Raw genomic sequence first — 26,978 nt, 5'->3', positions numbered from 1 at the left:
TATTTTGGAATGGGCAAGGCTACTGACGTCCCTTTCCGCCACCGGGCCGGTCGCGTTCGCCCTCGTCGTCATTGGCGTTGTTTCCGCGACCCGGACTGCTGCCCTCGCCGCCGTTGCCGCCGCCATTGTTACCCTTATCGCCACCTTTGCCGCCGCCGTTATGGCCCTTTCCGCCGCCGTTATTGCCTTTGCCACCGCCGGGTTCACCATCGCCACCGTCGGGTTCCCCGTCACCGCCGCCGGACTGTCCACCGCCACCACCGGGTTCTTGGCCGCCGTTGTCAGGTTCTCCGCCACCGCCGCCGGGTTCTCCACCGCCACCGCCGGGTTCTCCCCCGCCACCGCCGGGCTCTCCACCGCCGCCACCGGGTTCACCATCACCGCCTGGCTCTCCGTCACCGCCGCCGGGCTGTCCACCGCCGTTGTCGGGTTCTCCTCCACCGCCGGGGCCGTCAGGACCAGCCGCATTCGCAAATCCTGCTCCACCGGGTTCTGAACCGCGGCTTTCACCCCGATTCTCTGCCAGACCGGACAGGCTTGCCGTTGGCACATCTGTCAGCAAAGCGGCCAGCCCCGGGCATTGCGCCCCGGTAATGCGCAGCGTTGTCTCAAAATCCGGTCTCTTCTGAAGTCTGTCCAGAAAGCTCGGGGTCACCTGAACACAATCGCAAAGACCGGCATAGTCGCCTGCATTCGCAAGATTTTGAGCCGTTTTCCAGTTACACGTTTCCTGCGCTGCAACAGCACTGCCGGCAACCACAATCCCAAAGACAGGTGCAGCCAGAACAGCGCCCAGTGTTTGTTTCATACCATTTACCATATCGGAACCTCCTGACGAAAAAACACGCAATGGCTGTGATTACTTCGTTCACGAACAGGCGCGTTTTCGTGAAGCGCGGATTAAGATGCCTTAAAGATGCGTATTGACCCGGCGGCGGTCAGTCCGCCCCGCCCCTTTAGGCGTTCAGGCTCAAAGATGTGGACACCGCCCCTGCAAAGCAGTTATTGAACAGTTGTTCATATCCTAGGGAGGAGTTCCGATGCACTTGTCCACCACAGCCGCTCTTGTCACCGGCGGCGCATCCGGTCTGGGTGAAGCCACCGCCCGTCACTTTGCCGCGCAGGGCGCGCAAGTCACTATTCTGGACCGTGACGCGGACCGTGGCGCTCAAGTCGCCTCCGAAATCGGCGGATATTTTGCGCTGACGGATGTAACCGACGAAACCTCGGTCGCAGCTGCCGTGCGCCACGGCATGGACAAGATGGGCAAGATCACCGCGACTGTGAATTGCGCGGGTATCGCTTATGGAATCAAGACAGTCGGCAAGGATGGGCCCCACCCGCTGGACGCGTTCCAGCGTACGATCGACATCAATCTTGTCGGCACATTCAACGTCTCAAGGCTGGCCGCTGCCGAGATGGCAAAGAATGAACCCGAACCGGACGGGGGGCGCGGTGTGATCATCAACACTGCATCTATTGCCGCATTCGACGGCCAAAAGGGACAGGCGGCATACGCTGCATCGAAAGGCGGGGTTGTTGGCATGACCCTGCCAATGGCCCGCGATCTGGCCTCGACCGGGATTCGCGTCATGACCATTGCGCCGGGTATCTTTATGACCCCGATGCTGGCGGGCCTTCCCGAAGACGTGCAGAAACAACTGGCCGCCGACGTCCCGAACCCGGCCCGCCTGGGCGACCCTAAGGAATACGGGCGGCTGGCCGGTTTCATCGTTGAAATGGGCTACCTGAATGGCGAAGTCATCCGCATCGACGGCGCTCTGCGGATGCGGTAAGACAGCCCCATGTCGGAGCGCCAGAAAATGCAGTCCGGGCAGTGGTACTGCTGTCTCGATCCTGAGTTGGACGATCTGCGCGCGCGGGCACGACGGGCTGTTCACGCTCACAACACCTGTCCGCCCGACACACGCGGCGCGATGGCCCCGGAACTACACGCGCTGCTGGGCCATGTCGGCGAGGACTGTTTTCTCGAAGCCCCTTTTCACTGCGCGTATGGAATGAACATCCATCTGGGCAGCCGGGTTTTCTTCAATGCCGGATGCGTGGTTCTGGACACGGCCCTCGTTCGGGTCGGCGACGACACGATGTTTGGCCCCAATGTTCAGATTTACTGCGCCCATCATGCCAAAGACCCGGCTGATCGGGCACAAGGGTTGGAAATCGGCCTGCCCGTCACCATCGGCAGGCAGGTTTGGGTTGGCGGCGGAGCGATCCTGTTGCCCGGCATTACCATAGGCGACTACGCCACAATCGGCGCAGGCAGCGTCGTCACCAAAGACGTCCCCGCCAGAGAAACCGTGGCAGGTAATCCGGCAAAACGTCTGACGCGCTAAGCACTTTCAGCCTTCTCTTCGAGCGTCAGCCATTCCTCTTCAGCGGCCGAGAGTTTCTCCTGCCGCTCAACCAGCGCCTCGGTCGCTTTTTGGAACTTCACCGGCTCACGCGTGAACAGCCCGGGGTCGGACATCAGCTCTTCCAGCTTGGCAATCTCGGCCTCTAGGCGCGCGATCTCGGCAGGCAGTTTCTCCAGCCGGTGCTTTTCCGAGAAGGATAGGCCGGATTTCGGCCTTTCTTCCTGCTTGATCTTTGGCTTTGAAGCTTTTGCTTTTTCTACGCTTTTTTGGATCACGTCGCCACGCTGCGCGATGTAATCCGACCAGCCGCCAGCATAGACTGTCGCCCGTCCGTTCCCCTCCATCGCGATGGTGGTTGTCGCTACGCAGTCCAGAAAATCCCGGTCATGGCTGACCAGCAGAACGGTGCCGTCATAATCATCCAAAAGCTCTTGCAGCAGGTCCAGCGTCTCGACATCCAGATCGTTGGTCGGTTCGTCCAGCACCAGAAGGTTCGAGGGTTTCGCCATCAGTTTGGCCAGTAACAACCGGGCTTTTTCCCCACCCGACAGGGATTTCACGGCTGCTCGGGCCTGCCGTTCGTCAAACAGAAATTCCTTAAGATACCCTACAACATGTTTGGGCTGCCCGCCCACCATTACCTGATCGGCCTTGCCCGACACCCGCATTTCCGGATCGCCGGTCAGACTGTCCCACAGGCTCATCTCGGGGTCCAGTTGGGCACGGGTCTGATCGAACACCGCGATTTCAAGGTTCGTCCCCAAGGAAACCGAGCCCGCGTCCGGCTCCACCTGCCCCAGCAGCATCTTCAGCAACGTTGTTTTGCCAACACCGTTCGGCCCGACAAAGGCCACCCGGTCACCGCGCTGCACCAGCAGATCAAAGTTCCGAACGATCTGCTTGTCGCCAAACCCTTTGGCCAGCGCCCTGGCCTCAATCACTTTACGGCCTGATTTTGGCCCGGCCTCCAGTGCCATTGCAGCCGAACCCTGACGTTTGATCTGCGCCGCCTTTTCGGCCCGCAACGCCTGCAAGGCCCGCACCCGGCCTTGGTTACGTTTGCGTCGGGCGCTAATGCCCTCAACCGCCCATTTCGCTTCGGACTTAATCAGGCGGTTCAGCTTGTGGCGTTGCTGGTCCTCTTCCTCCCAGACCTTGTCCCGCCAGGCCTCAAAGGCTTCAAAGCCCTGCTCCTGTCGCCGAACAGCCCCCCGGTCGATCCAAAGTGTTGCCCGGGTCAGCGCCCTTAGAAAGGCCCGGTCATGCGAGATCAGCACAAAGGTCGCTCGGGTCGCGCCAAGTTCGCGTTCCAGCCACGCGATGGCTTCGATATCCAGATGGTTGGTCGGCTCGTCCAGCAACATCAGATCCGGAGCTTCTGCCATCAGCTTGGCCAGCGCAGCCCGCCGCCTTTCTCCGCCCGAAGCCGTCTCAACCGCCCGTGAAGGATCGAACTTCAACCCTTCACCGGCCCGTTCAACCTTGTAAAGTTCTCCCGGCTCCAACCCGCTGGAGGCGTAATCCCCCAACGTGGCAAAGCCCTCCATCGTCGGATCTTGCTCCATATAGCCAACGGATTTTCCGGGCGGCACGACAATCTCGCCCCGATCAGCCTCGACCAGACCGGCCATCACTTTCATCAGCGTGGATTTTCCGGACCCGTTTCGCCCCACCAGCGCAACACGATCACCGGGCTGAACCACCAGATCCAGTTCGGAAAACACCGGGTCACCCCCGAAAGTCAGGGAAATGCCGGACATCTGCAACAAAGGAATTCTCGCCATGTGCGCCAGCTAAACCGGCTGACACATTGCGTCAACGCCCCGTCTTCACCTTTTGAAAAATACTCAATCTACCCGGCCACCGCCCGCAACAGACGTTTGCGTGCCGGGGGGATCGCACCGATTTCCACCCCTGTGAAAACGTGCAGCGTGTTCATGTGGCGATCCACCACCGCATGATCGCTGACCCAACCGCCCATCATCAGGTAGGTCCGCAACAAGGGTGGCATCCGCAGCATTGCCTTTTTCGCATCCGGTCTGCGCCGCAGACGCGCGGCAAAACGAAACACATCCGGAGCCTTCACGCGCGGCAACCAACGTTTCGGGCCCAGATGGCGGTGTTTGAGCATCGCAAACGCATCCAGATACTGCTCAGTTGCGGTTCCGGCAAAAGAGGAACATCCAAACAGCATCTCGACGTTGTTCCGGTCAACGTAGGCCGTCATTGCCCCCCATGCTACACGCAGGATGTCGGGGTCGCTGTGATTGGGGTGGATACAAAATCGTCCCATTTCGACCATCCGGCCTTCGAAGCCTTCGAGCGAGGTCAGGTCGTAGAACTGTGCCGAATAACTTTGTCCGATTTCGCCGCCACTATCCATGGTCAGTATCCGAAAGCAGCAGACCAGCCGGTCTGCCGAGCGCATATCCTCGATCAGGATATGGCTACAGCGTGCATCAAACTCGTCGCAGTCCGGTTGCTCTGTGCCAAAAGCCAAGCTCCGCAATGCCTGAGCTGTTCTGATATCCTCGGGCGACTGCGCCAGTCTGGCGCGATAGCGCCCCTTGCTTAACAAAACTGCCGTTGTCACGGTCGCGTCCTCCACGGTTGCCGACCCTCAGGCGTCGGTACGACACCGTTAGCACAAGACATGTGACTGCCCTGTGACCACCGCAAGGTTTTGGCGCAAATTAGTTGGCGCCCGGAATGTTGGCCGGATTGAAGTTGCCGATATTGCCCAGCAGCTGACGCAGGAAGCCCTTGTCCTGAACGTTGGAATCGGTAACGCGGCGCTCCAGAGCAATCACATTCCCGTCTTCAAGACCAAAGCGTTCGATGTTTCTGACAACACCGCGCTGATCAAAACTGATGGCAACCAGTTCGCGCGATACCACCTCGGGCCGTTTCGGACCGTAGTGACGCACGCGAGAGCGGACATAGTAATAGCCCGATTCCCGAACCACGCCGGATGCGCCCGGCGCGCCGATGGCCTCTTGCACGCTGTCACGCGTATCTACGCCAACTTTGATTTCCGCCAGTTCCTCGGCCGGTGGCACATAGCCGTGATTCTTGAAGACAGCCGTACAAGCCCCGGTCGCAGCCAGAAAGGCAACAAACACAAGCGATTTCGCAGCTGGTTTCAACTGGTTCACTACCTTCAACATCTGCACCCTCTTGCCTTGGCCTTCTTCGGCTTCTATCCGATTACATAAACCGCTGCCACGGTTCAACACATAGAAAGGCTCACGAATGAGCAACACGACATCATTTCGGGTGTCTGACCTGCCACAGAACGCCCCGACACGGTTTGATCTGCGCCCTGCAACCACCGTGCTTGAGCAAATCAGGCAAGACCTTGGGCTGCTGGGGCTGCGAAAGCTCAGCTTTTCCGGCGAACTGCGGGCACAAGGCAAACGGGACTGGGTATTGAACGGCAAACTCGGCGCAACTGTCACCCAACCTTGCGTGGTGACGCTGGAACCGGTGACGACAAGGATCGACATTACGGTGCACCGAACTTTTCTTGCGGATTGGGCAGACCCTGATGATCCAGAGTTCGAAATCCCGGAAGATGACGAATCTGAACCTTTGGGACCGGAAATTGATCCGGCCCTTGTCATGATCGAGGCCCTGTCTCTGGCTTTGCCACAATATCCACGGAAAGACGGCGCGGAACTGGGTCAGGCCGCCTACACAGAACCGGGCAAACAGGCGATGACGGATGACGATGCCAAACCCTTTGCGGGATTGGCAGGATTGCGCGATGTGCTAAAAAAAGACGAGTGACAGGTGCCGGATTTCCTGTCATAGCAGGCGGTCAGAAAAATCGCTTGAACATGCCGAGAATCGCAGTATTTTCGCGCGCTCATCGGATTTTGGGTTGGACATTGCGGGGCTCGTCGCCTAAACGCGCGTCAAACCACGATAAACGAACTACGAAACCCGGGTCGGCAGCGAATCTGCGGCCCCCAGTCAGACAAAGGTTGAGACCATGGCCGTCCAACAGAACAAAGTTTCCAAGTCGCGTCGCAACAACCGCCGCGCACACGACGCTCTGGTTGCTGCAAACCCGAACGAATGCCCGAACTGCGGCGAGCTGAAACGCCCGCACCACGTTTGTGCATCTTGCGGCCACTATGACGATCGCGAAGTCGTCGCACAGGCCGACGAAATCGATCTGGACGAAGACGCAGCCTAAGCCTGATCGAGCACAGGCCAAGGCATGAACGATCAGCCCACGCACGCCGGACGGATCACCATCTCGGTTGACGCAATGGGAGGGGACGCAGGCCCCGCTGTCGTCGTTGCAGGTCTGGCAAAATCGGCTGGCAAGAACCCGAATATCGGGTTCCTGCTGCACGGGCCCGAACAGGTATTGCGCAAGCTGGTTGCTAAACGACGTGTCCTTGAAGGGCGCGTCTTTTTTCGTGATTGCCCCGACGTAGTCACGATGGAGGACAAGCCCAGCCAGGTTGTGCGCAACGGCAAGCAGACCTCAATGTGGTCCGCGCTGGAAGCGGTTCGTCAGGGCGAAGCTCATGGCGCGGTGTCCTGCGGGAACACCGGTGCCCTGATGGCCCTGTCGATGATGCGTCTGCGCAAGTTGCCGGGTGTGAACCGCCCCGCAATCGCGATCCTGTGGCCTTCGCGCAACCCGCAAGGGTTCAATGTAATGCTGGATGTGGGCGCCGATGTACGCGCCGACGCCAAGGATTTGCTGCAATTCGCCCTGATGGGCGCGTCTTATGCGCGCAACGGCATGGCCCTGAACCGCCCCCGGATCGGGCTGCTGAACGTTGGCACCGAGGAGCATAAGGGCCGCGCGGAACTGAAAGAAGCGCACGCCTTGATCTCGGATTTCGCGGAACAGGCGAATTTCGAATTTGTTGGCTTTGTCGAAGGCAGTGATATTCCCGGTGACAAGGCAGATGTCATTGTTACTGATGGGTTTACAGGCAATGTTGCGATCAAAACGGGTGAAGGCACCGCCAGCCTGATCGGAGAACTTCTGCGTGAGGCGTTCAAATACTCTCCGTTGTCCCGATTGGCTTCGATTCTGGCCATCACGTCACTACAGCGCCTGAAAAAGCGCATCGATCCGCGCCGTGTGAACGGTGGCGTGTTTCTGGGTCTGAACGGGACCGTTATTAAATCCCACGGCGGGGCAGATGCGACCGGAGTGTCGGCGGCGATCAAACTGGCCTTTACTCTGGCTCAGTCCGGTTTCGCCGAAAAATTAGCGGCGCGGGTTGCATCCACAGCCCAGCTTGAACAAGATGCCGCGCAAGCAGCGCCGCAGACCGATAAATAACAAAAAAGGCAGTACCCCAAAAATGGCAGGCCGTTCAGTTGTAGTAGGTGTCGGGCATTATTTGCCGGAACGTATTGTTCCAAATTCCGAGTTCGAGAAAACGCTGGACACGACGGATGAGTGGATCAGAACCCGGTCGGGGATCGAACGCCGTCACTTTGCCGCCGATGACGAAACGACGTCGGACCTGGCCACCAAGGCTGCCGAAGCTGCGCTGGCCGATGCGGGCCTGACAGCGGATGATATCGACGCGATTGTCCTGGCGACCTCGACCGCGGACCTGACCTTTCCTTCTGCCGCGACCATGGTTCAGGCCCGACTGGGCATGACCAGCGGGTTTGCTTTCGACGTACAGGCTGTCTGCGCGGGATTCGTTTTCGCCCTCAGCAACGCAAATGCTTTGATTCTGTCAGGTCAGGCCAAACGCGTGCTGGTCATTGGTGCCGAAACCTTTTCCCGGATTATGGACTGGACCGACCGCTCGACCTGCGTTCTGTTCGGGGATGGTGCTGGCGCATTGGTACTCGAAGCGCAGGACGGCGAAGGCACCGCTTCGGATCGCGGCATACTCGCAACCGATCTGAACTCGGACGGGCGCTACAAGGACCTTCTTTATGTCGATGGGGGGGTTTCGACCCAATCCACCGGGCATCTGCGTATGCAGGGCAATCAGGTCTTCCGACATGCCGTTGAAAAGCTTACCAAAACCGCTGAGACAGCCCTGGGCCGCGCGGGGCTGAGCAACGCTGACGTAGACTGGATTGTTCCTCATCAGGCAAATATTCGCATCATTCAGGGCACGGCCAAAAAGATGGGCCTGCCAATGGAAAACGTAGTTGTGACCGTTCAGGATCACGGCAACACCTCGGCTGCATCCATCCCATTGGCATTGTCGGTTGGTAAACAACGCGGGCAGATCAAACCCGGCGACCTGATCGTGACCGAAGCGATTGGCGGCGGTCTGGCCTGGGGCGCGGTGGTTCTGCGCTGGTAACCGGCGCAATCCAGCTTACACAGCTTCTTGCAATTCATTGATATTGACAGCGAATTTGCCGTACCCGTATGCTTTGACAGCAACAGGGGAAATGACATGGGCGACAATACACTGACTCGAATGGATCTGAGCGAGGCCGTCTTTCGCGAAGTTGGGCTTTCGCGCAACGAAAGTGCGCAGCTGGTCGAAAGCGTTCTGAACCACATGTCCGACGCTCTGGTGCGTGGTGAGCAGGTGAAAATCTCGTCCTTCGGTACGTTCAGTGTTCGCGACAAGACCGCGCGAGTCGGCCGCAACCCCAAAACCGGCGAAGAGGTTCCGATACAGCCCCGCCGCGTACTGACCTTTCGCCCGTCGCATCTTATGAAAGATCGCGTCGCCGTCGGGAATCGCAAGTAACCCCAGGGTCACGCGGATATGAGCAAATCCCGCGACGCGTTTCGCACGATCAGTGAAGTGGCGGATTGGCTTGGTGTCCAGGCCCATGTCTTGCGATTCTGGGAAAGCCGCTTCACTCAGGTCAAACCGGTCAAACGCGCGGGCGGGCGTCGGTATTACCGCCCCAATGACATGCGTCTTCTGGGGGGCATCAAGAAACTGCTTCATGAAGACGGGACCACAATCAAAGGCGTGCAGCGCATCCTGCGCGAGCAAGGCGTCGCACATGTCGCAGCATTGTCTCCGCCTCTGGACGAACCGGGTCCCGCCCTGATTGAACCCGTTCAAGGTACTGTGGTGCCGTTCGAACCCAAACCCGCTGCAGCCACCGAACAAATCCCTATGGATCTGGACGAACCGGCCGAGCAGCCGGTGAATGAAGGTGTGCAGGCCGAAGCACTTCCCGCGGCTGTGTCAGAACAAGAACCAGAGTCTGACCTGAACACAGCGCCCCTGATGGGCGGAATTGCTTCGCTGGCGTGGAAGTGCGCCGAGTTTGACGACGAACTTCTGCGCCGGATTGCACCAATTGCAAAAGACCTGCGCCGTTGGCTGGATCGTGTTGAAACACAGGCGACGGGTTAGGAAAAAAGGCAGTGTTTTCCTCTTGCCCCTGCCGGGAAAATCTTTATGAACGGCCCAACGTCGGGCTATGGCGCAGCCTGGTAGCGCGTCCGTCTGGGGGACGGAAGGTCGCAGGTTCGAGTCCTGCTAGCCCGACCAAATCACACCGACGTTTATGGCACAAAGGCCAGATCCCGCTCTGGCACATGAGGGGATCGAGATGACAGGTGTTTGCGCGAACCAGCAAATCGAAGCGATGATCGCGCGCGGAGAGATTGCCGCCAACCCCGATGTTCTGCCAGCGCAAATTCAACCGGCCAGCCTTGATTTGCGTTTAGGAACAGTTGCTTACCGAGTGCGTGCCTCGTTTCTCGCGGGCGAAGGACGGACTGTTACGGATCGCTTGGCCGAGTTTGAAATGCACCGCATCGACATCTCGGACGGCGCTGTTCTGGAAAAGGGCTGCGTCTATCTGGTGCCACTGATGGAATCGCTTGCCCTGCCCCGCGACATGACCGCCGTCGCCAATGCCAAAAGCTCGACCGGGCGGCTTGACCTTCTGACCCGTACCATCACCGATGGTGGCACCGAGTTCGATCGCGTGCCCGCAGGCTACAAAGGCCCGCTGTACGCCGAGATCTGTCCACGTTCGTTTTCGGTTCTGGTCCAACCCGGTATGCGTCTAAACCAGATTCGTTTCCGTCAGGGTCAGGCCGTCTTGTCTGACGCCGAACTGACCGCCCTGCACGCCGAATCGCCGTTGGTGGACGGGCCTGCTGTGATTCATGATGGTCTTGGCTTTTCGGTCGATCTGCAACTGCCCGACACCGATCTGGTCGGCTATCGCGCCAAGCCCCATACCGGGGTAATCGATCTGGACCGAATTGGCGAATACGACCCCCAGGACTATTGGGAGGAAGTGCGCACCAAGGACGGTCGCATCATACTTGACCCCGGCGCATTCTACATCCTTGTCAGCCGCGAGGCGGTCCATATCCCGCCGATGTATGCCGCCGAAATGGCACCTTATCTGGCGATGGTTGGTGAATTCCGAGTGCATTATGCCGGGTTCTTCGATCCCGGCTTTGGCCATGCCGCAGCGGGCGGTGCAGGGTCGCGTGGTGTGCTTGAGGTGCGATGCCACGAAGCGCCTTTCGTGCTGGAACACGGACAGGTGGTCGGGCGTCTTGTCTATGAGAAAATGGCTGAGATGCCCACGCAGCTATATGGTGCCGGGATTGCATCGAACTATCAGGGGCAAGGCCTGAAATTGTCCAAGCACTTCAAAGCGGCCGTCTAATCCTCAGAATTTCTTTCAACGGTGCATGTGTCGGATAACCCGCGTTTACTGCCGCAGGTTCCGCGCCTGACCTGTAGTGACCTGTCCGGGTTATTACTCCTCAAACAGTTCCGACTGGTCCTCGTCCACTTCGTCCTCGCGCCCCTCACCCAGCGGGATAGCCCCCGGTGGAGGCCGGTTTTCCAACAATCCCGCAGCCCTCAATTCCTTGAGACCTGGCAGATCGCGGGCGTTCTCCAGACCAAAATGATCCAGAAACTCTGGCGTCACCACAAATGTCACCGGACGACCCGGTGTCATGCGGCGACGGCCCAACCTGATCCACTCCATCTCTAGCAATTGGTCAATCGTCCCGCGAGAGACTGATACGCCGCGAATTTCCTCAATCTCGGCGCGGGTGCAGGGCTGGTGATAGGCCACGATCGCCAATGTCTCAATCGCGGCGCGGCTGAGTTTACGGGTCTCAACCGTTTCCTTCTGCATCAGAAAGCCCAGATCAGGGGCCGTACGGATCGCCCATGCCTCACCAACGCGCACCACGCGCACGCCGCGCCCCTCGTAACGTCTCTGAAGCAATTCAACGGCTTGCGCGGCGTCGCTTCCATGCGGCATCCGCGCCTCAAGGTCGGCAATCGTCACCGGATCGGCGCTGGCAAACAAAACGGCCTCGACCATACGCTCCTGTTCCGCCAGCGGTGGCGCCTCGAACAGGGTGCCGGTTTCTTCTGGGGCGTCAGTCACGTGTCTGGGTCCTCTTACGCAAATGGATCGGCGCGAATGTCTCGCTCTGCTTGATCTCCATATGTCCTTCTTTCACCAGTTCCAGCGAGGCCGCAAAGGTCGCAGCCGTTGCTGATCTGCGGCGCACCGGGTCAGTATCCCAACCATCGGGCAGATAGGTTTCCATATCGGTCCACGTCCCCGCAAAACCGATCAGCGGGCGCATCCGCTCCAGTGCCTGCTCCATCGTGAACACCGCATCGCGGTCCATCACAAAGGGGCGGAATTCGTCACGGGTGCGGATACGGGCATAACCCTGCATCAGGTCCAGAAGCGTGGCAGAATAAGTCACGGTGCGAATGCGGGTGACGTCCTCGCCCTGCCCGCGTTTGAAAAAATCACGCCCCAGTTGGTCGCGGGCCATCAACCGTGCAGCGACGTCACGCATCGCCTGCAGGCGTTCAAGTTGAAACGCCAGATGCGCGGCCAGCTCTTCACCCGATGGCCCGTCATCATCCGGGTCTGGCGGTAGCAGTAGACGGGACTTGAGAAAGGCCAGCCACGCCGCCATGACCAGATAATCGGCGGCCAGTTCAATGCGCAGCGCACGCGCCTTTTCAACAAAGGCCAGATATTGCTGCGCCAGCGCAAGAACCGAGATCTTGCGCAGATCCACTTTTTGCGTGCGGGACAGGGTCAGCAGAACATCCAACGGGCCTTCGAAGCCGTCGACATCAACAATCAGCGCTTCGGCCGCAAGACGATCCGCGACCGAGACAGGGTCTTCGCTAAAAAGATTATCGTTCATATACCTGCCCGCCCATTAGGGCAGATAGTTCCGCTTCGGCGGCTTGGATGTCAAGTTCCCGCGGGGGTTTCCGCATCGCCAGCGCCCGTTCTGCGCGGGCTTGTGCCACATCCGACATCTCACCGGCAGTTTCCAACACAGCGGCACGTTCAGAAAAACTGCCATTGCAATGCAGGACCACATCACAGCCCGCCTGCAAAGATTGCCGTGTGAGGTCCGTCAACGCCCCACTGAGCGCTCTCATCGAAATATCGTCGGTCATGATCAGCCCGCCAAAGCCGATATTGTCTCGGATCAGGCCCATCATGGCCGCAGAAATAGTGGCTGGCCGGGGATCGATCTGATCGAAGACCAGATGTGCTGTCATCCCCATCGGCAGGTCATTCAAGGCGCGGAACGGCGCGAAATCGCTGTATTCCAACTCTTCCAGCGGCAAATCAACGTGCGGAAGGTCATGGTGACTGTCCAGAGTGGCACGGCCATGGCCGGGAATGTGCTTGAGAACCGGAAGAACACCCCCATCCAGATGACCCTGTGCCACGGCCCTGCCGATCCTGGAAATCTGCTCAGGATCAAAGGCATAACAGCGGTTTTTCAAAAACGCGTGGGTCTCGGGCCGCGCCACATCGACCATGGGGGCACAGTTGCTGTCGATACCCAGACCAAACAGCTCATCCGCAATCAGGCGGTACCTGAGGTACATGGCGCGTTCCGCTTGATCACCCGCCCTGATCACATGATCCAGCGGCGGCAGCCATTCGCGGGCCAAGGGTGCGCGCAAACGCTGCACGCGCCCACCTTCCTGATCGATGGTAATGGGGCAGTTGCGCCCAACGGCCTCGCGGAAATCATCACACAAGGCCCGCACCTGATCGGCGCTTTCAATATTGCGGGAGAACAGGATAAACCCAAACGGGTTCATCTGGCGAAACAGGTCTCTTTCCTCCTGCGTCAGGCGCAGTCCTTCAGCATCTGTGATCGCTGCTCCGAACTTCACCTCACGGCCACCGGGATACAATCAGCGCCTTGCGCGACCAGAGCAGCGCAGAACTGGCGCGAGTCGCTCAGGTCTTCGAACCCCAGAACACGAAGGCGGTAGAAGGTCCGTCCACCGCTTGAAGTTTTCTGGATAACCCGCTGTTTTCCCGACAAATAATCACCAAATTGACCATTCAAACGGTCCCACTCGGCCTGTGCCACTTGCGTGCTGTCATAAGCACCAAGCTGCGCCAGCCGGGTTCCCTTTGCCAACGTATCCGGATCAACATCCACCCCGACCGCGGCTTTCACCGCTGCATTGATGGCGTCTTCGGAAGTCTCACTGGGCGCGACCTGACTGCGGGTGGACCGTGCCGGACGCGTCACAGGGCGCAATGATCGGCGCACGCCCGGCAACTCGGCGAAGCTCGGGTCCGGCAAGGCCGCAGCAAAATCTGCCGGGTCAATGGCGGGTTCTTCATCAGGGGTGGTCAGCGATGCCAGTTGCACACCATCTTCGAACTCTTGCTGCGTTTCTGCCGCCGCACCCGCCAATTCCGCAACCAGCGCATCTACTGCGTTCTGGCGCAAGCGCGCGGCCTCCTGCGTGGTGATCGGTTCTTCGACCACATGCAGCGCAGGGGTCGGCTTCAGTTCTCCGGCGGGCAGATCTTCGTCCGTCAAGGACACCGGGCGCGGCGCAAGGATCAACCGGTCGGCCGGCGCCGCAGCACTGCCTTCGGCGGCGACGGCATTCACGGCAAAGCCCTGATGATCGGCCGGAGTTCCACCCGGATTTTCCGGCTGTACACGCATCGGCCCTTCGGCGGCACGAACAACCGGCACGCCGCTGACATCGCGCATGATCAGTTGATAGCCCCAGACCCCGACACCGGCGACCAGCGCCAAGGATGCAACAGCCCCCAGAAAATTGACCGCCCTGCCCAGACCAAACGAGCCACGCGGCGCGTCATCTTCCTGCATGTCTTCGGGAAAATCATACACATCATCAGAATGCGCTTGATTCGGGTAATGAATCTGCCCGGGGCGTTGATGCCCCGAGTAATCGTAACTCGCCATGTCCGCCTCACTGCCCGTTTCGCGCCTGAAAATAAGGCCCGCGGGTCATTTCTTGCCTACCTCGTACCGGCGGTTCGGGCGATATTCGTTACCGCATCTCCTGCGCCGGAGTAACGCCAAGAATACCCAAGCCCGCTGAAATCACAACAGAAACGGCCCGGGCCAAAGCGATTTTTGACTGGCTTGTGGCAACATCGCCATCCTGGATGAAACGCAGTTGCGTCTCGTCATTGCCCTTGTTCCACAACGCGTGAAAGTCGCCTGCGAGTTCATAGAGATAAAAGGCGACCCTGTGCGGTTCATTGGTTCGGGCCGCAATCTCGACCAGCCGTGGCCATTCTGCCAGCTTCTTCGCAACAACCAGTTCCGAGGCATGATCGTTCTTGCTCAGGTCAGCGCCCTCAAGGGTCGCATCATCAGCCGCAATCCCAGCCTCGGCCGCACGACGCAGCACGCTCATGACACGGGCATGTGCATACTGAACGTAGAACACGGGGTTCTCGCGGCTTTGTTCCAGCACCTTGTCAAAATCGAAATCCAACGGCGCATCGTTCTTGCGAGTCAGCATAACAAACCGCGTCACGTCCGGGCCCACCTGATCGACCACATCGCGCAGAGTGACAAAGTTCCCTGCCCGCTTGGACATCTTGAACGGCTCACCATTCTTCCACAGCTTCACCAGCTGTGTCAGCTTGATATCAAGCGGCACCTTACCGTCGGACAGTGCCGAAACAGCCGCCTTCATCCGTTTGACATAGCCGCCATGGTCGGCGCCAAACACGTCGATCAGCGCGTCAAAGCCACGGGTCACCTTGTCATAGTGATAAGCAATATCCGGGGCAAAATAAGTCCAGCTGCCATCCGATTTCTTGACAGGGCGGTCGACGTCATCGCCATGTTCGGTCGATTTGAACAGCGTCTGTTCGCGTGGCTCCCAATCCTCGGGCTTTTTGCCCTTCGGCGGCTCGAGCACGCCTTCATAGATCAGGCCCTTGTCAGTCAGCGACTGCAATGCGGCCTCGATCCGACCGGTGCCATAGAGCGATTTCTCCGAGAAGAACACATCCATCTCGACGCCCAGCGCTTTCAGGTCAGCGCGGATCAGATCCATCATCGCGTCGGTCGAGAACTCACGCACCTCTTCCAGCCAGTCACTTTCCGGCTTGTCGATCAGACTGTCGCCGTATTTCTCTTTCAACGCCTCACCGATCGGGATCAGGTAGTCGCCGGGGTAAAGACCTTCGGCAATTTCGGGGCTCAGACCATTGGCCTCGCGATAGCGTTCGTAAGCCGAGCGCGCCAGCACATCCACCTGGGCGCCGCCGTCGTTGATGTAATACTCACGGGTCACGTCATGGCCCGAATAGGCCAGCAGGCTTGCCAGAGCGTCACCGAATACCGCACCCCGTGTATGACCCACGTGCAGCGGACCGGTTGGGTTGGCCGAAACATATTCAACGTTGACCTTTTGCCCATGGCCCATAGTCGAGCGGCCATAATCGGTGCCCTTCTCCAGCACAGCCGCCAGCACACCTTGCCAGACCGACGGCGCCAACCGCAAATTGAGAAAACCGGGACCCGCCACGTCGGCGCTGGTGATCCGGTCATCCGCCGCCAGCTTCCCCGCCAATACCTCGGCAATGTCACGCGGTTTCATCCTGGCCGGTTTTGCCAGCACCATCGCCGCGTTTGTCGCCATGTCGCCATGCGCTGCATCGCGCGGCGGTTCGACCGCCACGTTGTCAAAACTCAGCCCCTCGGGCAACGCGCCTTCGGACTGCATCTGCGCCAGCGCGTCCAGTACAAGGCCGCGGATCTCGGAAAACAGGTTCATTTCGGATGTCCTTTTGCTTGCCCGGCGGTTTACCACGCATCACGGCAAGGTCAATGGACGCCTAATGTTTGGACTTGGTTTGCGCCCAATGTCTGCCAATCTCGCCCGGATATCCACTGTCAGAGATTTCAAATACCCTGCGGGCTGTCCGTCGTACGGCTTCTGATCATCGCTTCCCGCCCGCGCAAGGTACCAATCAACCCGCAATAAAGGTCGCAAACATGGACCATTACACGTGTCATTGCAGCGCAATCAGCCCGTCAGCCGGGCGTGATCCTGCAAGGCAAAACGATCGGTCATTCCTGCAATATAGTCCGATACGATCCGGGCCAGAGCAGTCTCGTCCGCCGCAGCTTCAATATCCTCGTGCCAGCGTGCGGGCATCTGTTTCGGATCGTTCAGGTAGATCGGGAACAGGTCTTCGACAACCGTTGCAACCTCGGCCCGCACCTTCATGACGCTGGGCGCGCGATACATCCGGGTGAACAGGAACGCCCTGATTTGTTTCAGATCCGCCCAAGTCCCGGTCGAGAATTGGATGACAGGATGCCCAAGATGGCGAATCTCTTCGACCGATTGCGCGCCCGAGGCTACAATCAAGTCTCGTGACGTTGTGATGACATCTGCCACCATGACCCCAAATACCCGCCGCAGTGCTTCATGACGTCGTCGATACGGATCAAGACCGGGATATTTTGCATCCACATCCGCGTAGCATCCCCCCACGATCGGAAGGTGACGCAGATCATCATCTTCAAACAACCCCGCGCGCAACCCATCTAGAAGATCGTGATTGTTGTAAGCAATGTCATCAGACAAAGCCGCCACCTGCGCCTCGGCACTTGCATGGGTATGAAGTTCAAGATCAAAGCCCTGATTGCATTCAGCCAGCGCCCACGGCAGATCGCCAACAACTGGACCGTTATGCTTGGCGATACCCTCCAGACATTCCCAGGTCAGGTTGCATCCGTCAAACCCGGCATAATGCCGCTCCAGCTTCGTTACGATCCGAATGGCCTGGGCATTGTGATCAAACCCCCCGTAAGGCACCATCAGCGCGTGGAGGGCGTCTTCACCCGTATGACCAAAGGGTGTATGACCCAGGTCGTGCGCCAGGGCTACAGCCTCGGTGAGTTCAGGATTCAGGCCCAACGCCCCTGAAATGGTTCGCGCGACCTGAGCAACTTCGATGGAATGGGTCAGCCGTGTTCGATAACTGTCACCTTCATGCTCGACAAAGACTTGCGTCTTGTGTTTGAGCCGCCGAAACGCACTGGCGTGAATGATCCGGTCGCGATCACGCTGAAAGCATGACCGGAAGCTGCTTTCTTCCTCTGGCACCAGCCGCCCCCTTGCGCGGTCTGGGTCCGAAGCAAATCCCGCTCTGTCCAAAGGCCTTGTCCTTGTCGCCTGTCTTTTTGTTTCATATATTGTAGGACGCTTGGGAATTAAACCTTTGGAGACCGGCATGAATCTGCCCCCATCAGTCACCGAACGCGCCTTTGACCGCCTCGCCGAGATCGGCGCCGCGGAACAGGGGCAAGCCCTGCGTGTCGCAGTGGAGGGTGGTGGATGTTCCGGTTTTCAATATGAAATCGCTCTGGACACGCCAAACACCGATGACCTCATCCTAGAAGGCAAGGGGCAGAAAGTCATCGTCGACCCGGTCTCTCTGCCCTTTCTTGAAAACGCGGTGATCGATTTCACTCAGGAGCTTATTGGTGCAAGGTTTGTGATCGACAACCCCAACGCCACCTCTTCCTGTGGCTGCGGCACGTCGTTTTCGATGTAACCGGCGGGGGCTTTGCCCCCACACCCCCAGGATATTTTCAGCCAGATGAAGCAGGGATCCGCTCTCTGACCAAAACGACCAGAGAGCTTCACCTGGCGCGGTCATCGGCGTCCCCGCCTGTACCGCCCCTTCTAGTATCGAAAAAATGGTTAAGGGTTCGTTTCTTCATCTGGCTAAAAATATCCCGGAGCGCGAGGCAGAGCCTCGCTAATCCGATCTCCGACTTGCCGCTGGGCCCGTTCTGAGCGATAGGTTGCCACAAGGTTTCGGAGGATCGCGCATGAAAATCGCCACGTTCAACATCAATGGCATCAAGGCACGAACCGAGGCGCTGCCCCGCTGGCTGGACGACGCCCAACCCGACGTTGTTCTTCTTCAGGAAATCAAATCCGTCGACGAGAACTTCCCCCGCGAGATGTTTGAAGATCGCGGGTACAACGTGGAAACACATGGGCAAAAAAGCTTTAATGGTGTCGCGATCCTGTCGAAGCTTCCGCTGGAGGATGTATCTCGCGGCCTTCCCGGCGATGACAATGATGAACAGGCGCGCTGGATCGAGGCCACCGTCGTAGGCAAAAAGGCCCTGCGGCTCTGTGGGCTGTATCTGCCCAACGGGAATCCGGCACCCGGACCGAAATACGATTACAAGCTGGCCTGGATGGAACGGCTTTACGACCGCGCCCAGGCCCTGATGAAGTCAGAGGAGCCTGCCCTGATGGCCGGAGACTATAACATCATCCCACAGGCCGAGGATGCCAAACGCCCCGATGCCTGGCAGGAAGACGCGTTGTTCCGCCCGGAAAGCCGGTCCGCCTTTCGAAAAATCCTGAACCTTGGCTTTACCGAGGCCTTCCGCGCGACAACGCAGGGTCCAGACCACTATTCTTTCTGGGATTATCAGGCTGGCGCGTGGAACCGGAATGACGGAATTCGGATTGATCATTTCCTGCTAACGCCACAAGCCGCCGACCTCATGCGGGATTGCCAGATTGATGCCGCTGTTCGGGGGCACGAAAAGCCATCCGATCACGTTCCTGTCTGGATTGACCTGGATATTTGAGGCCCTAGGCAGCCGTGACGTCGTGACTGTAGATCCACTCATAGCGTTGTGACAACCGGGCACCAACGACCCGCAGCACACATTGCGCAGCCATACGGGCTGGACCGCGCAGATGAAAGTTCCGCGCATTTGACCCGGCCGCCGCGACAACGCGCTGCGCCCTTGGCTTGCGGGTTGTTTCATAGGCCGCCAGTGCGTTGGTGATACCCGATCGTTCGTCAAACGCACGCGCCAGCACCCAGGCGTCCTCGAGCGCCAGACATGCCCCTTGTGCCATGAATGGCAACGTCGGATGGGCCGCGTCCCCCAGCAGTGCCAACCGACCATTCTGCCAGTTTTGTGCGACAGGCCGAAGAAACAATGCCCACAGATGCACTTCCGTGACATTCGACAGAATGTCGCGCACGGGGCCACCGAAATCTGCAAATCGCTTACGCAACTCGTCAGGATCGCCCGTCTGACGCCATCCTTCTTCCCGCCAGTCCGAACGCTCCTCGACCGCGACAATGTTCATCATGCTTTCGTCGCGCAACGGATAGGTCACCACATGCCGCCCCGGCCCCATGGTCAGGGACGCCGAAACCGGGTCGCGACCGGGCTGCCAGGGGATGGTGGCGCGCCACGCCACCTGATGCGTGAACTCCGGCGTCTCTGCCCCGTTCAGAGCCGGGCGGAGCACGCTGCGGCCGCCATCGGCCGCAATGGCGCATTCTGCGCGAATTCGCTCGCCTGACGCCAAGACCACCTCTGCCTCGTTGGGGTGCTTTTGCACATGCGAAACTTTGGCACCCAAGCGGATATTCACGCCTGCGTCACAAGCCGCATCATGAAGAAGGTTCAGAAGGTCGGCACGGTGGTAGTAATAAGTCGGACCAGCTGCAGGGCCCGGCAGGTGACTGACCACGCGCCCATTTCGGTAATCGCGCAAGACAGTTCCATGGGATTTCTGCCCGACGGAAAGACCTGTGACGCCAAGTGCATGAAGAACGCGCATCCCGTTCTCGCTGATCTGCAAACCAGCACCGACTTCGGTCAGGGCCGGGGCTTGCTCCAGAAGCGTGACATGCGCCCCACGGTGTTGCAGCGCCAGTGCCGAGGCCAGCCCGCCGATTCCGCCGCCGATTACACAGAATTTCAATCCATCTATCTTCATGGCATCCGCATAACGCAAAAACGCCGGAGCCACAGGCCCCGGCGTTTGGATTTCTTACACATACCCGGCGATTAATCGTCGCGGTGGACCTTTTCGCGACGCTCATGGCGCTCTTGTGCTTCAAGTGTCATGGTTGCAATCGGTCGTGCGTCCAGACGCTTCAGCGAGATCGGATCGCCCGTCATTTCGCAATACCCGTATTCGCCATCATCAATCCGGCGCAGGGCCGAGTCGATCTTTGCGACCAGTTTTCGCTGACGATCACGGGTCCGCAGTTCCAGCGCACGGTCAGTTTCTTCACTGGCGCGATCCGCGACGTCCGGAATGTTACGGGTGTTGTCTTGCAGCCCTTCGATGGTGTCGCGGCTACCAGCCAGTAACTCTGTCTTCCAATCCAGCAGCTTGCGACGAAAATACTCAAGCTGACGATCATTCATGAAAGGCTCATCTTCGGCCGGACGGTAATCTTCCGGCAGAAAAACTTCCTGCTTCATATTTGCTCCCTCGGTTTGGCCAGTGACGTCGTTCGCGGCTGTTTCAGCTGACATTTGGCTCTCCCTTCTGCGCAGCGTTTAGCCGACGGGCGGTGGAATGTCACTACACAAACGTTGCACGACAGTGCACCCCCGCGGATTTGTCTAACTATGAGACAAACATCAACAAAACCTTGTATTTCTATGAAATTTGACAGGCTTTTTTGGGGCGAGAGGCACGGCGCCCGGGATTGGTCTTTACCGGAATCAAGCAAAAGGGCTTGGAGTTGCAGCACAATTCCCGCCGGGCGACGCAGGGACGCGGGTTGTAAAAAACCTTGCCGCTCTGTAACCCGGAAACCACAACCTGCCCGTCCAACACAATATACGTACGAGAGGCCCATGACCGCACGTTTCCAAGGTACAGCCGAATATGTCGCCACCGACGATCTGACTATTGCCGTGAACGCCGCTGTCACGCTGGAACGCCCCCTGCTGGTGAAGGGCGAGCCCGGTACTGGCAAGACCGAATTGGCAAGGCAAGTGGCCGGGGCGCTGGGGCTGAAAATGATCGAGTGGAATGTGAAATCCACCACCCGCGCGCAGCAGGGTCTTTATGAATATGATGCCGTCAGCCGCCTGCGTGACAGCCAACTGGGCGAAGAGCGTGTCCATGACGTGTCGAACTATATCCGCAAGGGAAAGCTGTGGCAGGCCTTCGACGCCGAAAAAAAGGTTGTTCTGCTGATCGACGAAATCGACAAGGCGGATATCGAGTTCCCCAACGACCTGTTGCAGGAGCTCGATAAGATGGAGTTCCACGTCTATGAAACGGGCGAGACAGTCCGGGCCAAGCACCGCCCCATCGTCATCATAACTTCGAACAACGAAAAAGAGCTGCCCGACGCCTTCCTGCGCCGCTGTTTTTTCCACTATATCCGCTTTCCGGACGAGGCGACGATGCGCCGGATCGTTGATGTGCATCACCCCGGCATCAAGGACGCACTTCTGACCGCCGCGCTGACGCAATTCTATGAAATCCGCGAGACGCAAGGGCTCAAGAAAAAGCCCTCGACCTCAGAGGTGCTGGACTGGCTGAAGCTGTTGCTGGCCGAAGACCTGACGGCGGAAGACCTCAGGCGTGACGGGGCCAGCGCGCTGCCGAAGCTGCATGGCGCTTTGCTGAAAAATGAACAGGATGTGCATTTGTTCGAACGTCTTGCATTCATGGCACGTGGCAAACGCTAGCCTGCGTGTGAACAATCTGTGATCACGGCTTGCCATTGGGTATCCCGGGTGTCAGCATCGAAATACCTGACGCAACCGCGTTGCAAAGAAGCAGTATTGGGGTCATCACTTGGCGAACGCTCTGACAATCCGGACCCTGCGGGCCGAGGACAAAGATCAGTGGGCCGAAATGTGGCGGGATTATCTGGCGTTTTATGAAACCACCCTGCCTGAAAACGTGTATGAAACAACCTTTTCCAGATTGGTCGGCGACGACCCGCAGGATTTTTCCTGTTTTGTCGCGGAACAGGATGGTGTTTTGGTCGGACTGACGCATTACCTGTTTCATCGCCACGCCTGGAAAGTGGAAAAGGTCTGTTATCTGCAAGACCTGTTCGCCCGACCTGAAACCCGAGGAACGGGCGTCGGTCGCGCCTTGATTCAGGCGGTTTATGAAGAGGCGGATCGCCAGGGCGCCCCATCCGTTTACTGGCTGACGCAAGAGTTCAACCACACGGCGCGCCACCTTTATGATCGCATCGGCTCCTTGACACCGTTCATCAAGTACGCCCGCCCATGATGCGTTTGGGCGCCCTTTTTCTGGCGCTGGTTATCGCTGGCTGCACGTCTGTCGAGACAATCGAACTCGGGAACGATGTCCCATATGTCGAAGTGGCGTTGCCGCCGGCCAAGTCTTTTGCGGCACCCCGCCCTTCGCCACCGGCACGGTCCAATACGAACATCGCGTCGGATTTCCTGTCCCTGCATTTCGAACTGGAAAGCGGGGCCGCCCTGCCCGTTTTCACCCGGTTCGAAACGCCGATCACCGTTCGCCTGACCGGATCGCCGACACAAAGTATGCAGCAGGATCTGACCCGCCTGCTGAACCGCCTGAAGCGCGAGGCAGGCATCAACATCCGACAAATCAAAGACGGTCAGGCCAATATCACGATCGAAGCGGTCAGCCAGAAGGACATTCTGCAAATTCTGCCAAACGCGGCCTGTTTCGTGGTGCCAAACGCGTCCAGCCTGGCTGAGTATCAGCGCGACCGCCGCAAACCCAAAAGCAGTTGGGTTGAGCTGCGCCAGCGTGAAAGATTGGGGATTTTCATCCCCTACGATGTAAGCCCGCAGGAAATGCGCGATTGTCTTCACGAAGAACTGGCACAGTCCCTTGGTCCTCTGAACGACCTCTATCATCTGCCGGATTCGGTGTTCAACGACGACAATATTCATACGGTCTTGACCGGGTTCGACATGCTGATCCTGCGCGCGGCTTATGCGCCTGAACTGCACACCGGCATGACCCGCGATCAGGTCGCTGCCGTCATCCCCGGAATTCTCAGCCGTCTGAACCCACGCGGCGACCGACTAGCTGCGCAACCCCCCACAAATACCCCCCGAGAGTGGATCAACGCGATCCAGAAATCACTTGGACCGGGGCCGGGTTCCCCCCGACAGATGCGCGCCGCGCAAAAGGCAGCCCGCATCGGGCAGCAACTGGGATGGACAGACCACCGCCGCGCCTATCCCCACTACCTGATGGGCCGGATGGAGCAGTTTCGTGACCCGGCAGAAGCCCAGCGGCAGTTCAAGATCGCGCAACAATTTCTTCGCGCGACGCCCGGAACCGAGGTTCATCAGGCTTATGTCTTAACCCAGACCGCAGCCTTTGCGCTTGCGCAGGATCGCGGGCCCGAGGTCCTGCCCGAACTGGATCAGGCCATCGACGTGATGACCCGCGCGGAAAACGCTTCGCTTCTGGCAACCTTGCTGCTGCTGAAGTCCGAGGCCTTGAAACAGGCCGGTCAATTGCAGCAGGCACGTGCCGTCAGGCTGGACAGCCTTGGATGGGCGCGATACGGGTTCGGTTCGGATTTGGTGGCTCAATCTCTGGCTCAAAACAGTGGCCGAAGCCCCGCTGACAGCACGAAAGACGGATGAAACGCATATGTTGCTAGTACTGGGAATGGCGATACTGGGTGCAATCCTGGGCGCTTTGACCGCAAAAAAACGCAATGGAAACGGCGCCGACATGGCGCAGTATGCCGCCGGATATGGGATCGCTTTTGCGCTTGTGGGGCTGGTGATCTCGCTGGTTCTGCTTCGCATGGTGGCGTGACGCGATGTTCCTGCCCTTTTTCGAAAACCTCCGCAAAGCGGGCATCCCGGTATCGCTCCGGGAGTATCTGACTTTTCTGGAAGGCATGAAAAAGGGTCTTGTCACCTATGATGTCGAAGCGTTCTACTACCTTGCCCGCGTGTCGATGGTGAAAGACGAGCGCAATATCGACAAGTTCGACCGCGCCTTTGCCGCCAGCTTTGAGGGATTGGGCGAGATCAGTTTCGATCAGGTGTTGGAAGCTGTCGATATCCCAGCCGATTGGCTCGCCAAGATGGCCGAGAAACACCTGTCGGACGAGGAGAAGGCAGAGATCGAAGCGCTCGGCGGTTTCGACAAGCTGATGGAAACGTTGCGCGAGCGCCTCAAGGAACAACAAGGCCGTCACCAGGGCGGTAACAAATGGATTGGTACCGCAGGAACCTCTCCGTTCGGGGCTTATGGGTACAACCCTGAAGGCGTCCGTATCGGACAGAAAGAAAGCCGCCATCAGCGTGCCGTCAAGGTCTGGGACAAGCGGGAATTCAGGAACCTCGACGACACGGTTGAACTGGGCACCCGCAACATCAAGGTCGCCTTGAAACGCCTGCGCCGCTGGGCGCGGGAGAGAGCAGCTGAAGAGCTGGATCTGGACGGCACCATCCGTGCCACGGCCGAGCATGGCTATCTGGATGTCAAAACCCGGCCCGAGCGCCACAACGCGGTGAAGGTGCTGTTGTTTCTGGACGTCGGCGGCTCGATGGACCCTCATATCAAAGTGGTTGAAGAGTTGTTTTCCGCTGCAAGAACCGAGTTCAAGCATCTGGAATATTACTACTTTCACAATTGCCTGTATGAAGGGGTCTGGCGCGACAATCGCCGCCGCTGGAACCAACAGACCCCGACCCACGAAGTGCTGCGCACCTATGGATCCGACTACAAGTGCATCTTTGTCGGCGACGCCTCGATGAGCCCCTATGAAATCGCCTATCCCGGCGGTGCCAATGAACATTGGAACCAGGAAGCCGGGCAAGTCTGGCTGCAACGCGCGCGCGAACAGTGGGCGTCAAACCTGTGGATCAACCCGGTGCCCGAGAAATACTGGGAATATACCCATTCCATCAGCATGATCCGCGACATCTTTGAAGATCGCATGGTGCCCATGACGCTGGCTGGTCTGGAACAGGGAATGCGCGAGCTGACGCGCTGACACACCCCATCAGATACTCCTGCTGATTAATACCTTGACCTCAAGCAGGGTTGAGCTTTCACAGTAACCCGGTTGCCGTTTGAAAACCTGAGGAGCTTACTGTGCATCTGCTGACAATCCTGGATCACCCAAAGCCGAACTCCTTTACGGCCGCCGCTGTCGCGAAACTCTGCGAAGGCGCAAAGGCGGCTGGCCATACTACCGAGATTGCGGATTTGCATGCAGAAGGGTTCGATCCACGCTGGTCAATGGCGGACATAGAAGGCGAAGCAGGCACTGGCGCACCGCAAGACATACTTGCGGAACAAACACGGATTGCGCGCGCCGATGCAATCTGCCTGGCCTTTCCGTTGTTCTGGTGGGGAATGCCTTCGATGATGAAAGGCTGGGTCGACCGCGTGTGGATGTGGGGCTGGGCCTACGATCAGTTGGACGATCCGGAAAAGTCCCTCCAGAGGTCCCGAACTGGGTTATTGTTGGTGCCAGCCGGTGCGCGTTCTGACGAAATGGAAGCCAAAGGATATACCGACGCGCTTGAGACACTCTGGACGAATGGCACGTTTGGGTATTTCGGGTTTTCACCCCGGAAACTCGAGCTGTTGCATGGTGCGACCGGGTCAGCCCTGCGTCGACAGGCGCTTTTGGAACGTTGCTATGAAATTGGACGTACGCTTCCGCAACCTGAAAGCGATCCATGAACAAGGTCGCGCTCTGCAGCCTCACTTTGAAATGTGGCTGGATTGTGAGAAGCTTCTATTTTCCATTTGCTCTTGGGGTGTTGAAAACCCATATCTAGCCCATGCTGCGTCTGACCCCTATCCTGCTGGCCATTGCCTATGGAATTGTGATGTACCGGATTTCCGTCTGGCGCACCCATCGGGAACTGGACGCAAAGTCGACCGAACTTGTTGACCCGGCCCTCAAGCGCATGACCGACCGGCTGGCTGCCGCGCTCGAGATCGAGCGGGTTCCGGTTTATATCTATGAGATCGACCCGGTGAACGGGCTGGCCGCACCGGACGGGCGGATATTCATCACGCGGGGATTTTACCGCAAGTTCCGCAACGGCGAGGTTTCGGCTGAGGAAATGGCCAGTGTAATCGCGCATGAGTTGGGCCATGTGGCACTAGGTCACGCGCGGCGGCGGATGATCGATTTTTCAGGGCAGAATGCGATGCGCACGGCGCTGATCATGGTCCTGAACCGGTTCATCCCTTTTGTCGGAGCGATGATTGCCAACGCGTTGACCGCACTGATCGCCTCGCGCCTGTCGCGGGGGGATGAGTATGAAGCGGATGAATATGCGGCCGCCTTGCTGACGAAAGCCGGTATCGGAATAGGCCCGCAGAAATCACTGTTTCACAAGCTGGAAGAGTTGACACAGCAACGCGCCGGGGTGGTCCCGGCATGGCTGATGAGCCATCCCAAGACAGATGAACGTGTTGCGGCGCTGGAAAAGCTTGAACAGCGTTGGGCACAGCGGTGATGCCTGTGCTGCGAGAGGCCAGCCTCTCGCGCTCTCCGGGATATTTTTGGCCAGATGAAGCTGGATCCCGC

The 26,978-nt window shown here is 58.6% G+C and carries 30 protein-coding genes and 1 tRNA gene; 19 read left to right on the top strand and 12 right to left on the bottom strand.

Annotated elements, in window-relative coordinates:
- Positions 1 to 19: 19 nt before the first annotated feature.
- A complete protein-coding gene (locus ACR0CE_RS01785) occupies positions 20 to 808 on the bottom strand; it encodes a hypothetical protein (RefSeq protein WP_480830661.1) in 789 nt (262 codons plus the stop codon).
- 232 nt (positions 809 to 1,040) lie between these two features.
- On the opposite strand from ACR0CE_RS01785, the gene ACR0CE_RS01780 reads away from it, so the two are divergent.
- Positions 1,041 to 1,796, top strand: a complete 756-nt coding sequence (locus ACR0CE_RS01780) for a 3-hydroxyacyl-CoA dehydrogenase (protein ID WP_480545475.1) — start codon at positions 1,041 to 1,043, stop codon at positions 1,794 to 1,796.
- A 9-nt stretch (positions 1,797 to 1,805) separates the two neighbouring features.
- Positions 1,806 to 2,354, top strand: a complete 549-nt coding sequence (locus tag ACR0CE_RS01775) for a sugar O-acetyltransferase (protein ID WP_480545473.1) — start codon at positions 1,806 to 1,808, stop codon at positions 2,352 to 2,354.
- Here the strand turns inward: ACR0CE_RS01775 and ACR0CE_RS01770 are convergent.
- The 3 genes from ACR0CE_RS01770 to ACR0CE_RS01760 form a co-directional block, all read right to left on the bottom strand.
- Complete coding sequence (locus tag ACR0CE_RS01770) at positions 2,351 to 4,159, bottom strand: ABC-F family ATP-binding cassette domain-containing protein (RefSeq protein WP_480830660.1); 1,809 nt, start codon at positions 4,157 to 4,159, stop codon at positions 2,351 to 2,353. The two genes, ACR0CE_RS01775 and ACR0CE_RS01770, sit on opposite strands and share 4 nt — an antisense overlap.
- A gap of 68 nt (positions 4,160 to 4,227) precedes the next feature.
- Positions 4,228 to 4,968: a GNAT family N-acetyltransferase gene (locus ACR0CE_RS01765; protein ID WP_480830659.1), complete on the bottom strand. Its 741-nt coding sequence runs from the start codon at positions 4,966 to 4,968 to the stop codon at positions 4,228 to 4,230.
- 100 nt (positions 4,969 to 5,068) lie between these two features.
- Positions 5,069 to 5,542, bottom strand: coding sequence for an outer membrane protein assembly factor BamE (locus tag ACR0CE_RS01760; protein WP_480830658.1), 474 nt, complete (start codon positions 5,540 to 5,542; stop codon positions 5,069 to 5,071).
- A gap of 85 nt (positions 5,543 to 5,627) precedes the next feature.
- On the opposite strand from ACR0CE_RS01760, the gene ACR0CE_RS01755 reads away from it, so the two are divergent.
- The 8 genes from ACR0CE_RS01755 (at position 5,628) to ACR0CE_RS01720 (ending at position 10,985) form a co-directional block, all read left to right on the top strand.
- On the top strand, positions 5,628 to 6,164 hold the full coding sequence (locus tag ACR0CE_RS01755; protein WP_480830657.1) for a YceD family protein: 537 nt from the start codon (positions 5,628 to 5,630) through the stop codon (positions 6,162 to 6,164).
- A 205-nt stretch (positions 6,165 to 6,369) separates the two neighbouring features.
- Positions 6,370 to 6,576: a 50S ribosomal protein L32 gene (gene rpmF / locus ACR0CE_RS01750; protein WP_008756996.1), complete on the top strand. Its 207-nt coding sequence runs from the start codon at positions 6,370 to 6,372 to the stop codon at positions 6,574 to 6,576.
- 24 nt (positions 6,577 to 6,600) lie between these two features.
- A complete protein-coding gene (gene plsX, locus ACR0CE_RS01745; RefSeq protein WP_480830655.1) occupies positions 6,601 to 7,689 on the top strand; it encodes a phosphate acyltransferase PlsX in 1,089 nt (362 codons plus the stop codon).
- 22 nt (positions 7,690 to 7,711) lie between these two features.
- Positions 7,712 to 8,683, top strand: coding sequence for a beta-ketoacyl-ACP synthase III (locus ACR0CE_RS01740; RefSeq protein ID WP_480830653.1), 972 nt, complete (start codon positions 7,712 to 7,714; stop codon positions 8,681 to 8,683).
- A 96-nt stretch (positions 8,684 to 8,779) separates the two neighbouring features.
- Entirely contained in the window at positions 8,780 to 9,082 is a 303-nt protein-coding gene (gene ihfA, locus ACR0CE_RS01735; RefSeq protein ID WP_209503673.1) for an integration host factor subunit alpha, read from the top strand.
- An 18-nt stretch (positions 9,083 to 9,100) separates the two neighbouring features.
- Positions 9,101 to 9,706 carry a MerR family transcriptional regulator gene (locus ACR0CE_RS01730; protein WP_480830651.1) on the top strand — a complete coding sequence of 202 codons (606 nt, stop codon included), beginning with the start codon at positions 9,101 to 9,103 and terminating at the stop codon, positions 9,704 to 9,706.
- 61 nt (positions 9,707 to 9,767) lie between these two features.
- A tRNA-Pro gene (locus ACR0CE_RS01725) sits at positions 9,768 to 9,844 on the top strand.
- A 61-nt stretch (positions 9,845 to 9,905) separates the two neighbouring features.
- On the top strand, positions 9,906 to 10,985 hold the full coding sequence (locus ACR0CE_RS01720; protein WP_480830650.1) for a 2'-deoxycytidine 5'-triphosphate deaminase: 1,080 nt from the start codon (positions 9,906 to 9,908) through the stop codon (positions 10,983 to 10,985).
- A 93-nt stretch (positions 10,986 to 11,078) separates the two neighbouring features.
- On the opposite strand, the gene scpB is transcribed toward ACR0CE_RS01720, so the two are convergent.
- The 6 genes from scpB to ACR0CE_RS01690 form a co-directional block, all read right to left on the bottom strand.
- Positions 11,079 to 11,726: an SMC-Scp complex subunit ScpB gene (scpB, locus tag ACR0CE_RS01715; protein ID WP_480564379.1), complete on the bottom strand. Its 648-nt coding sequence runs from the start codon at positions 11,724 to 11,726 to the stop codon at positions 11,079 to 11,081.
- Positions 11,719 to 12,513 carry a segregation and condensation protein A gene (locus ACR0CE_RS01710; protein ID WP_480538046.1) on the bottom strand — a complete coding sequence of 265 codons (795 nt, stop codon included), beginning with the start codon at positions 12,511 to 12,513 and terminating at the stop codon, positions 11,719 to 11,721. Before ACR0CE_RS01710 ends, scpB begins: the two co-directional genes overlap by 8 nt.
- On the bottom strand, positions 12,503 to 13,510 hold the full coding sequence (gene nagZ / locus ACR0CE_RS01705) for a beta-N-acetylhexosaminidase (protein WP_480830647.1): 1,008 nt from the start codon (positions 13,508 to 13,510) through the stop codon (positions 12,503 to 12,505). The genes ACR0CE_RS01710 and nagZ overlap by 11 nt, the downstream gene beginning before the upstream one ends.
- Complete coding sequence (locus ACR0CE_RS01700) at positions 13,507 to 14,571, bottom strand: SPOR domain-containing protein (protein WP_480772821.1); 1,065 nt, start codon at positions 14,569 to 14,571, stop codon at positions 13,507 to 13,509. Before ACR0CE_RS01700 ends, nagZ begins: the two co-directional genes overlap by 4 nt.
- An 88-nt stretch (positions 14,572 to 14,659) precedes the next feature.
- Positions 14,660 to 16,405, bottom strand: coding sequence for an arginine--tRNA ligase (gene argS / locus ACR0CE_RS01695; RefSeq protein WP_480830645.1), 1,746 nt, complete (start codon positions 16,403 to 16,405; stop codon positions 14,660 to 14,662).
- A gap of 252 nt (positions 16,406 to 16,657) precedes the next feature.
- Positions 16,658 to 17,797, bottom strand: a complete 1,140-nt coding sequence (locus ACR0CE_RS01690) for a deoxyguanosinetriphosphate triphosphohydrolase (RefSeq protein ID WP_480830643.1) — start codon at positions 17,795 to 17,797, stop codon at positions 16,658 to 16,660.
- A 76-nt stretch (positions 17,798 to 17,873) separates the two neighbouring features.
- Between ACR0CE_RS01690 and ACR0CE_RS01685 the strand changes: the two genes are divergently transcribed.
- Complete coding sequence (locus ACR0CE_RS01685; RefSeq protein WP_267363969.1) at positions 17,874 to 18,197, top strand: HesB/IscA family protein; 324 nt, start codon at positions 17,874 to 17,876, stop codon at positions 18,195 to 18,197.
- Positions 18,198 to 18,477: 280 nt separating this feature from the next.
- Positions 18,478 to 19,257: an exodeoxyribonuclease III gene (xth, locus tag ACR0CE_RS01680; RefSeq protein WP_480830641.1), complete on the top strand. Its 780-nt coding sequence runs from the start codon at positions 18,478 to 18,480 to the stop codon at positions 19,255 to 19,257.
- A gap of 4 nt (positions 19,258 to 19,261) precedes the next feature.
- Here xth and ACR0CE_RS01675 read toward each other — a convergent pair whose 3' ends face one another.
- The gene (locus ACR0CE_RS01675; protein WP_480830639.1) at positions 19,262 to 20,410 is read right to left on the bottom strand and encodes an FAD-dependent monooxygenase; all 1,149 of its coding nucleotides are present in this window, start codon (positions 20,408 to 20,410) and stop codon (positions 19,262 to 19,264) included.
- 71 nt (positions 20,411 to 20,481) lie between these two features.
- Positions 20,482 to 20,904, bottom strand: coding sequence for an RNA polymerase-binding protein DksA (gene dksA / locus ACR0CE_RS01670; RefSeq protein WP_209504868.1), 423 nt, complete (start codon positions 20,902 to 20,904; stop codon positions 20,482 to 20,484).
- 381 nt (positions 20,905 to 21,285) lie between these two features.
- Between dksA and ACR0CE_RS01665 the strand changes: the two genes are divergently transcribed.
- The 7 genes from ACR0CE_RS01665 to ACR0CE_RS01635 all read left to right on the top strand — a co-directional run bounded on the left by ACR0CE_RS01665 (position 21,286) and on the right by ACR0CE_RS01635 (position 26,907).
- Positions 21,286 to 22,131 (top strand): AAA family ATPase, encoded by an 846-nt coding sequence (locus ACR0CE_RS01665; RefSeq protein WP_480538060.1) that lies wholly within the window; start codon positions 21,286 to 21,288, stop codon positions 22,129 to 22,131.
- Positions 22,132 to 22,240: 109 nt separating this feature from the next.
- Complete coding sequence (locus ACR0CE_RS01660) at positions 22,241 to 22,690, top strand: N-acetyltransferase family protein (RefSeq protein WP_480538062.1); 450 nt, start codon at positions 22,241 to 22,243, stop codon at positions 22,688 to 22,690.
- On the top strand, positions 22,687 to 24,054 hold the full coding sequence (locus ACR0CE_RS01655) for a DUF2927 domain-containing protein (RefSeq protein ID WP_480830637.1): 1,368 nt from the start codon (positions 22,687 to 22,689) through the stop codon (positions 24,052 to 24,054). Before ACR0CE_RS01660 ends, ACR0CE_RS01655 begins: the two co-directional genes overlap by 4 nt.
- A 7-nt stretch (positions 24,055 to 24,061) precedes the next feature.
- Positions 24,062 to 24,232 carry a hypothetical protein gene (locus ACR0CE_RS01650; protein WP_209503658.1) on the top strand — a complete coding sequence of 57 codons (171 nt, stop codon included), beginning with the start codon at positions 24,062 to 24,064 and terminating at the stop codon, positions 24,230 to 24,232.
- Positions 24,233 to 24,236: 4 nt separating this feature from the next.
- A complete protein-coding gene (locus tag ACR0CE_RS01645; protein ID WP_480830635.1) occupies positions 24,237 to 25,421 on the top strand; it encodes a vWA domain-containing protein in 1,185 nt (394 codons plus the stop codon).
- A 101-nt stretch (positions 25,422 to 25,522) separates the two neighbouring features.
- On the top strand, positions 25,523 to 26,119 hold the full coding sequence (locus ACR0CE_RS01640) for an NAD(P)H-dependent oxidoreductase (RefSeq protein ID WP_480830633.1): 597 nt from the start codon (positions 25,523 to 25,525) through the stop codon (positions 26,117 to 26,119).
- Between the two features lie 101 nt (positions 26,120 to 26,220).
- Positions 26,221 to 26,907, top strand: coding sequence for a M48 family metallopeptidase (locus tag ACR0CE_RS01635; RefSeq protein WP_209503655.1), 687 nt, complete (start codon positions 26,221 to 26,223; stop codon positions 26,905 to 26,907).
- Positions 26,908 to 26,978 lie beyond the last annotated feature (71 nt).

The sequence above is a fragment of the Ruegeria sp. L11 genome, assembly GCF_056531755.1.
This window is presented reverse-complemented; position numbering and strand designations above follow the sequence as displayed.

Bases quoted from the DNA above. Each gene is read 5' to 3' on its own strand.
- rpmF (WP_008756996.1), top strand. From the start codon at position 6,370: ATGGCCGTCCAACAGAACAAAGTTTCCAAGTCGCGTCGCAACAACCGC.
- argS (WP_480830645.1), bottom strand. From the start codon at position 16,405: ATGAACCTGTTTTCCGAGATCCGCGGCCTTGTACTGGACGCGCTGGCG.
- ACR0CE_RS01685 (WP_267363969.1), top strand. From the start codon at position 17,874: ATGAATCTGCCCCCATCAGTCACCGAACGCGCCTTTGACCGCCTCGCC.
- ACR0CE_RS01655 (WP_480830637.1), top strand. From the start codon at position 22,687: ATGATGCGTTTGGGCGCCCTTTTTCTGGCGCTGGTTATCGCTGGCTGC.
- ACR0CE_RS01700 (WP_480772821.1), bottom strand. From the start codon at position 14,571: ATGGCGAGTTACGATTACTCGGGGCATCAACGCCCCGGGCAGATTCAT.
- dksA (WP_209504868.1), bottom strand. From the start codon at position 20,904: ATGAAGCAGGAAGTTTTTCTGCCGGAAGATTACCGTCCGGCCGAAGAT.
- ihfA (WP_209503673.1), top strand. From the start codon at position 8,780: ATGGGCGACAATACACTGACTCGAATGGATCTGAGCGAGGCCGTCTTT.
- ACR0CE_RS01710 (WP_480538046.1), bottom strand. From the start codon at position 12,513: ATGAACGATAATCTTTTTAGCGAAGACCCTGTCTCGGTCGCGGATCGT.
- xth (WP_480830641.1), top strand. From the start codon at position 18,478: ATGAAAATCGCCACGTTCAACATCAATGGCATCAAGGCACGAACCGAG.
- ACR0CE_RS01740 (WP_480830653.1), top strand. From the start codon at position 7,712: ATGGCAGGCCGTTCAGTTGTAGTAGGTGTCGGGCATTATTTGCCGGAA.
- ACR0CE_RS01780 (WP_480545475.1), top strand. From the start codon at position 1,041: ATGCACTTGTCCACCACAGCCGCTCTTGTCACCGGCGGCGCATCCGGT.
- ACR0CE_RS01760 (WP_480830658.1), bottom strand. From the start codon at position 5,542: ATGTTGAAGGTAGTGAACCAGTTGAAACCAGCTGCGAAATCGCTTGTG.
- ACR0CE_RS01755 (WP_480830657.1), top strand. From the start codon at position 5,628: ATGAGCAACACGACATCATTTCGGGTGTCTGACCTGCCACAGAACGCC.
- ACR0CE_RS01770 (WP_480830660.1), bottom strand. From the start codon at position 4,159: ATGGCGAGAATTCCTTTGTTGCAGATGTCCGGCATTTCCCTGACTTTC.
- ACR0CE_RS01650 (WP_209503658.1), top strand. From the start codon at position 24,062: ATGTTGCTAGTACTGGGAATGGCGATACTGGGTGCAATCCTGGGCGCT.
- ACR0CE_RS01675 (WP_480830639.1), bottom strand. From the start codon at position 20,410: ATGAAGATAGATGGATTGAAATTCTGTGTAATCGGCGGCGGAATCGGC.
- ACR0CE_RS01645 (WP_480830635.1), top strand. From the start codon at position 24,237: ATGTTCCTGCCCTTTTTCGAAAACCTCCGCAAAGCGGGCATCCCGGTA.
- ACR0CE_RS01635 (WP_209503655.1), top strand. From the start codon at position 26,221: ATGCTGCGTCTGACCCCTATCCTGCTGGCCATTGCCTATGGAATTGTG.
- ACR0CE_RS01665 (WP_480538060.1), top strand. From the start codon at position 21,286: ATGACCGCACGTTTCCAAGGTACAGCCGAATATGTCGCCACCGACGAT.
- ACR0CE_RS01730 (WP_480830651.1), top strand. From the start codon at position 9,101: ATGAGCAAATCCCGCGACGCGTTTCGCACGATCAGTGAAGTGGCGGAT.
- ACR0CE_RS01785 (WP_480830661.1), bottom strand. From the start codon at position 808: ATGAAACAAACACTGGGCGCTGTTCTGGCTGCACCTGTCTTTGGGATT.
- plsX (WP_480830655.1), top strand. From the start codon at position 6,601: ATGAACGATCAGCCCACGCACGCCGGACGGATCACCATCTCGGTTGAC.
- ACR0CE_RS01720 (WP_480830650.1), top strand. From the start codon at position 9,906: ATGACAGGTGTTTGCGCGAACCAGCAAATCGAAGCGATGATCGCGCGC.
- ACR0CE_RS01775 (WP_480545473.1), top strand. From the start codon at position 1,806: ATGTCGGAGCGCCAGAAAATGCAGTCCGGGCAGTGGTACTGCTGTCTC.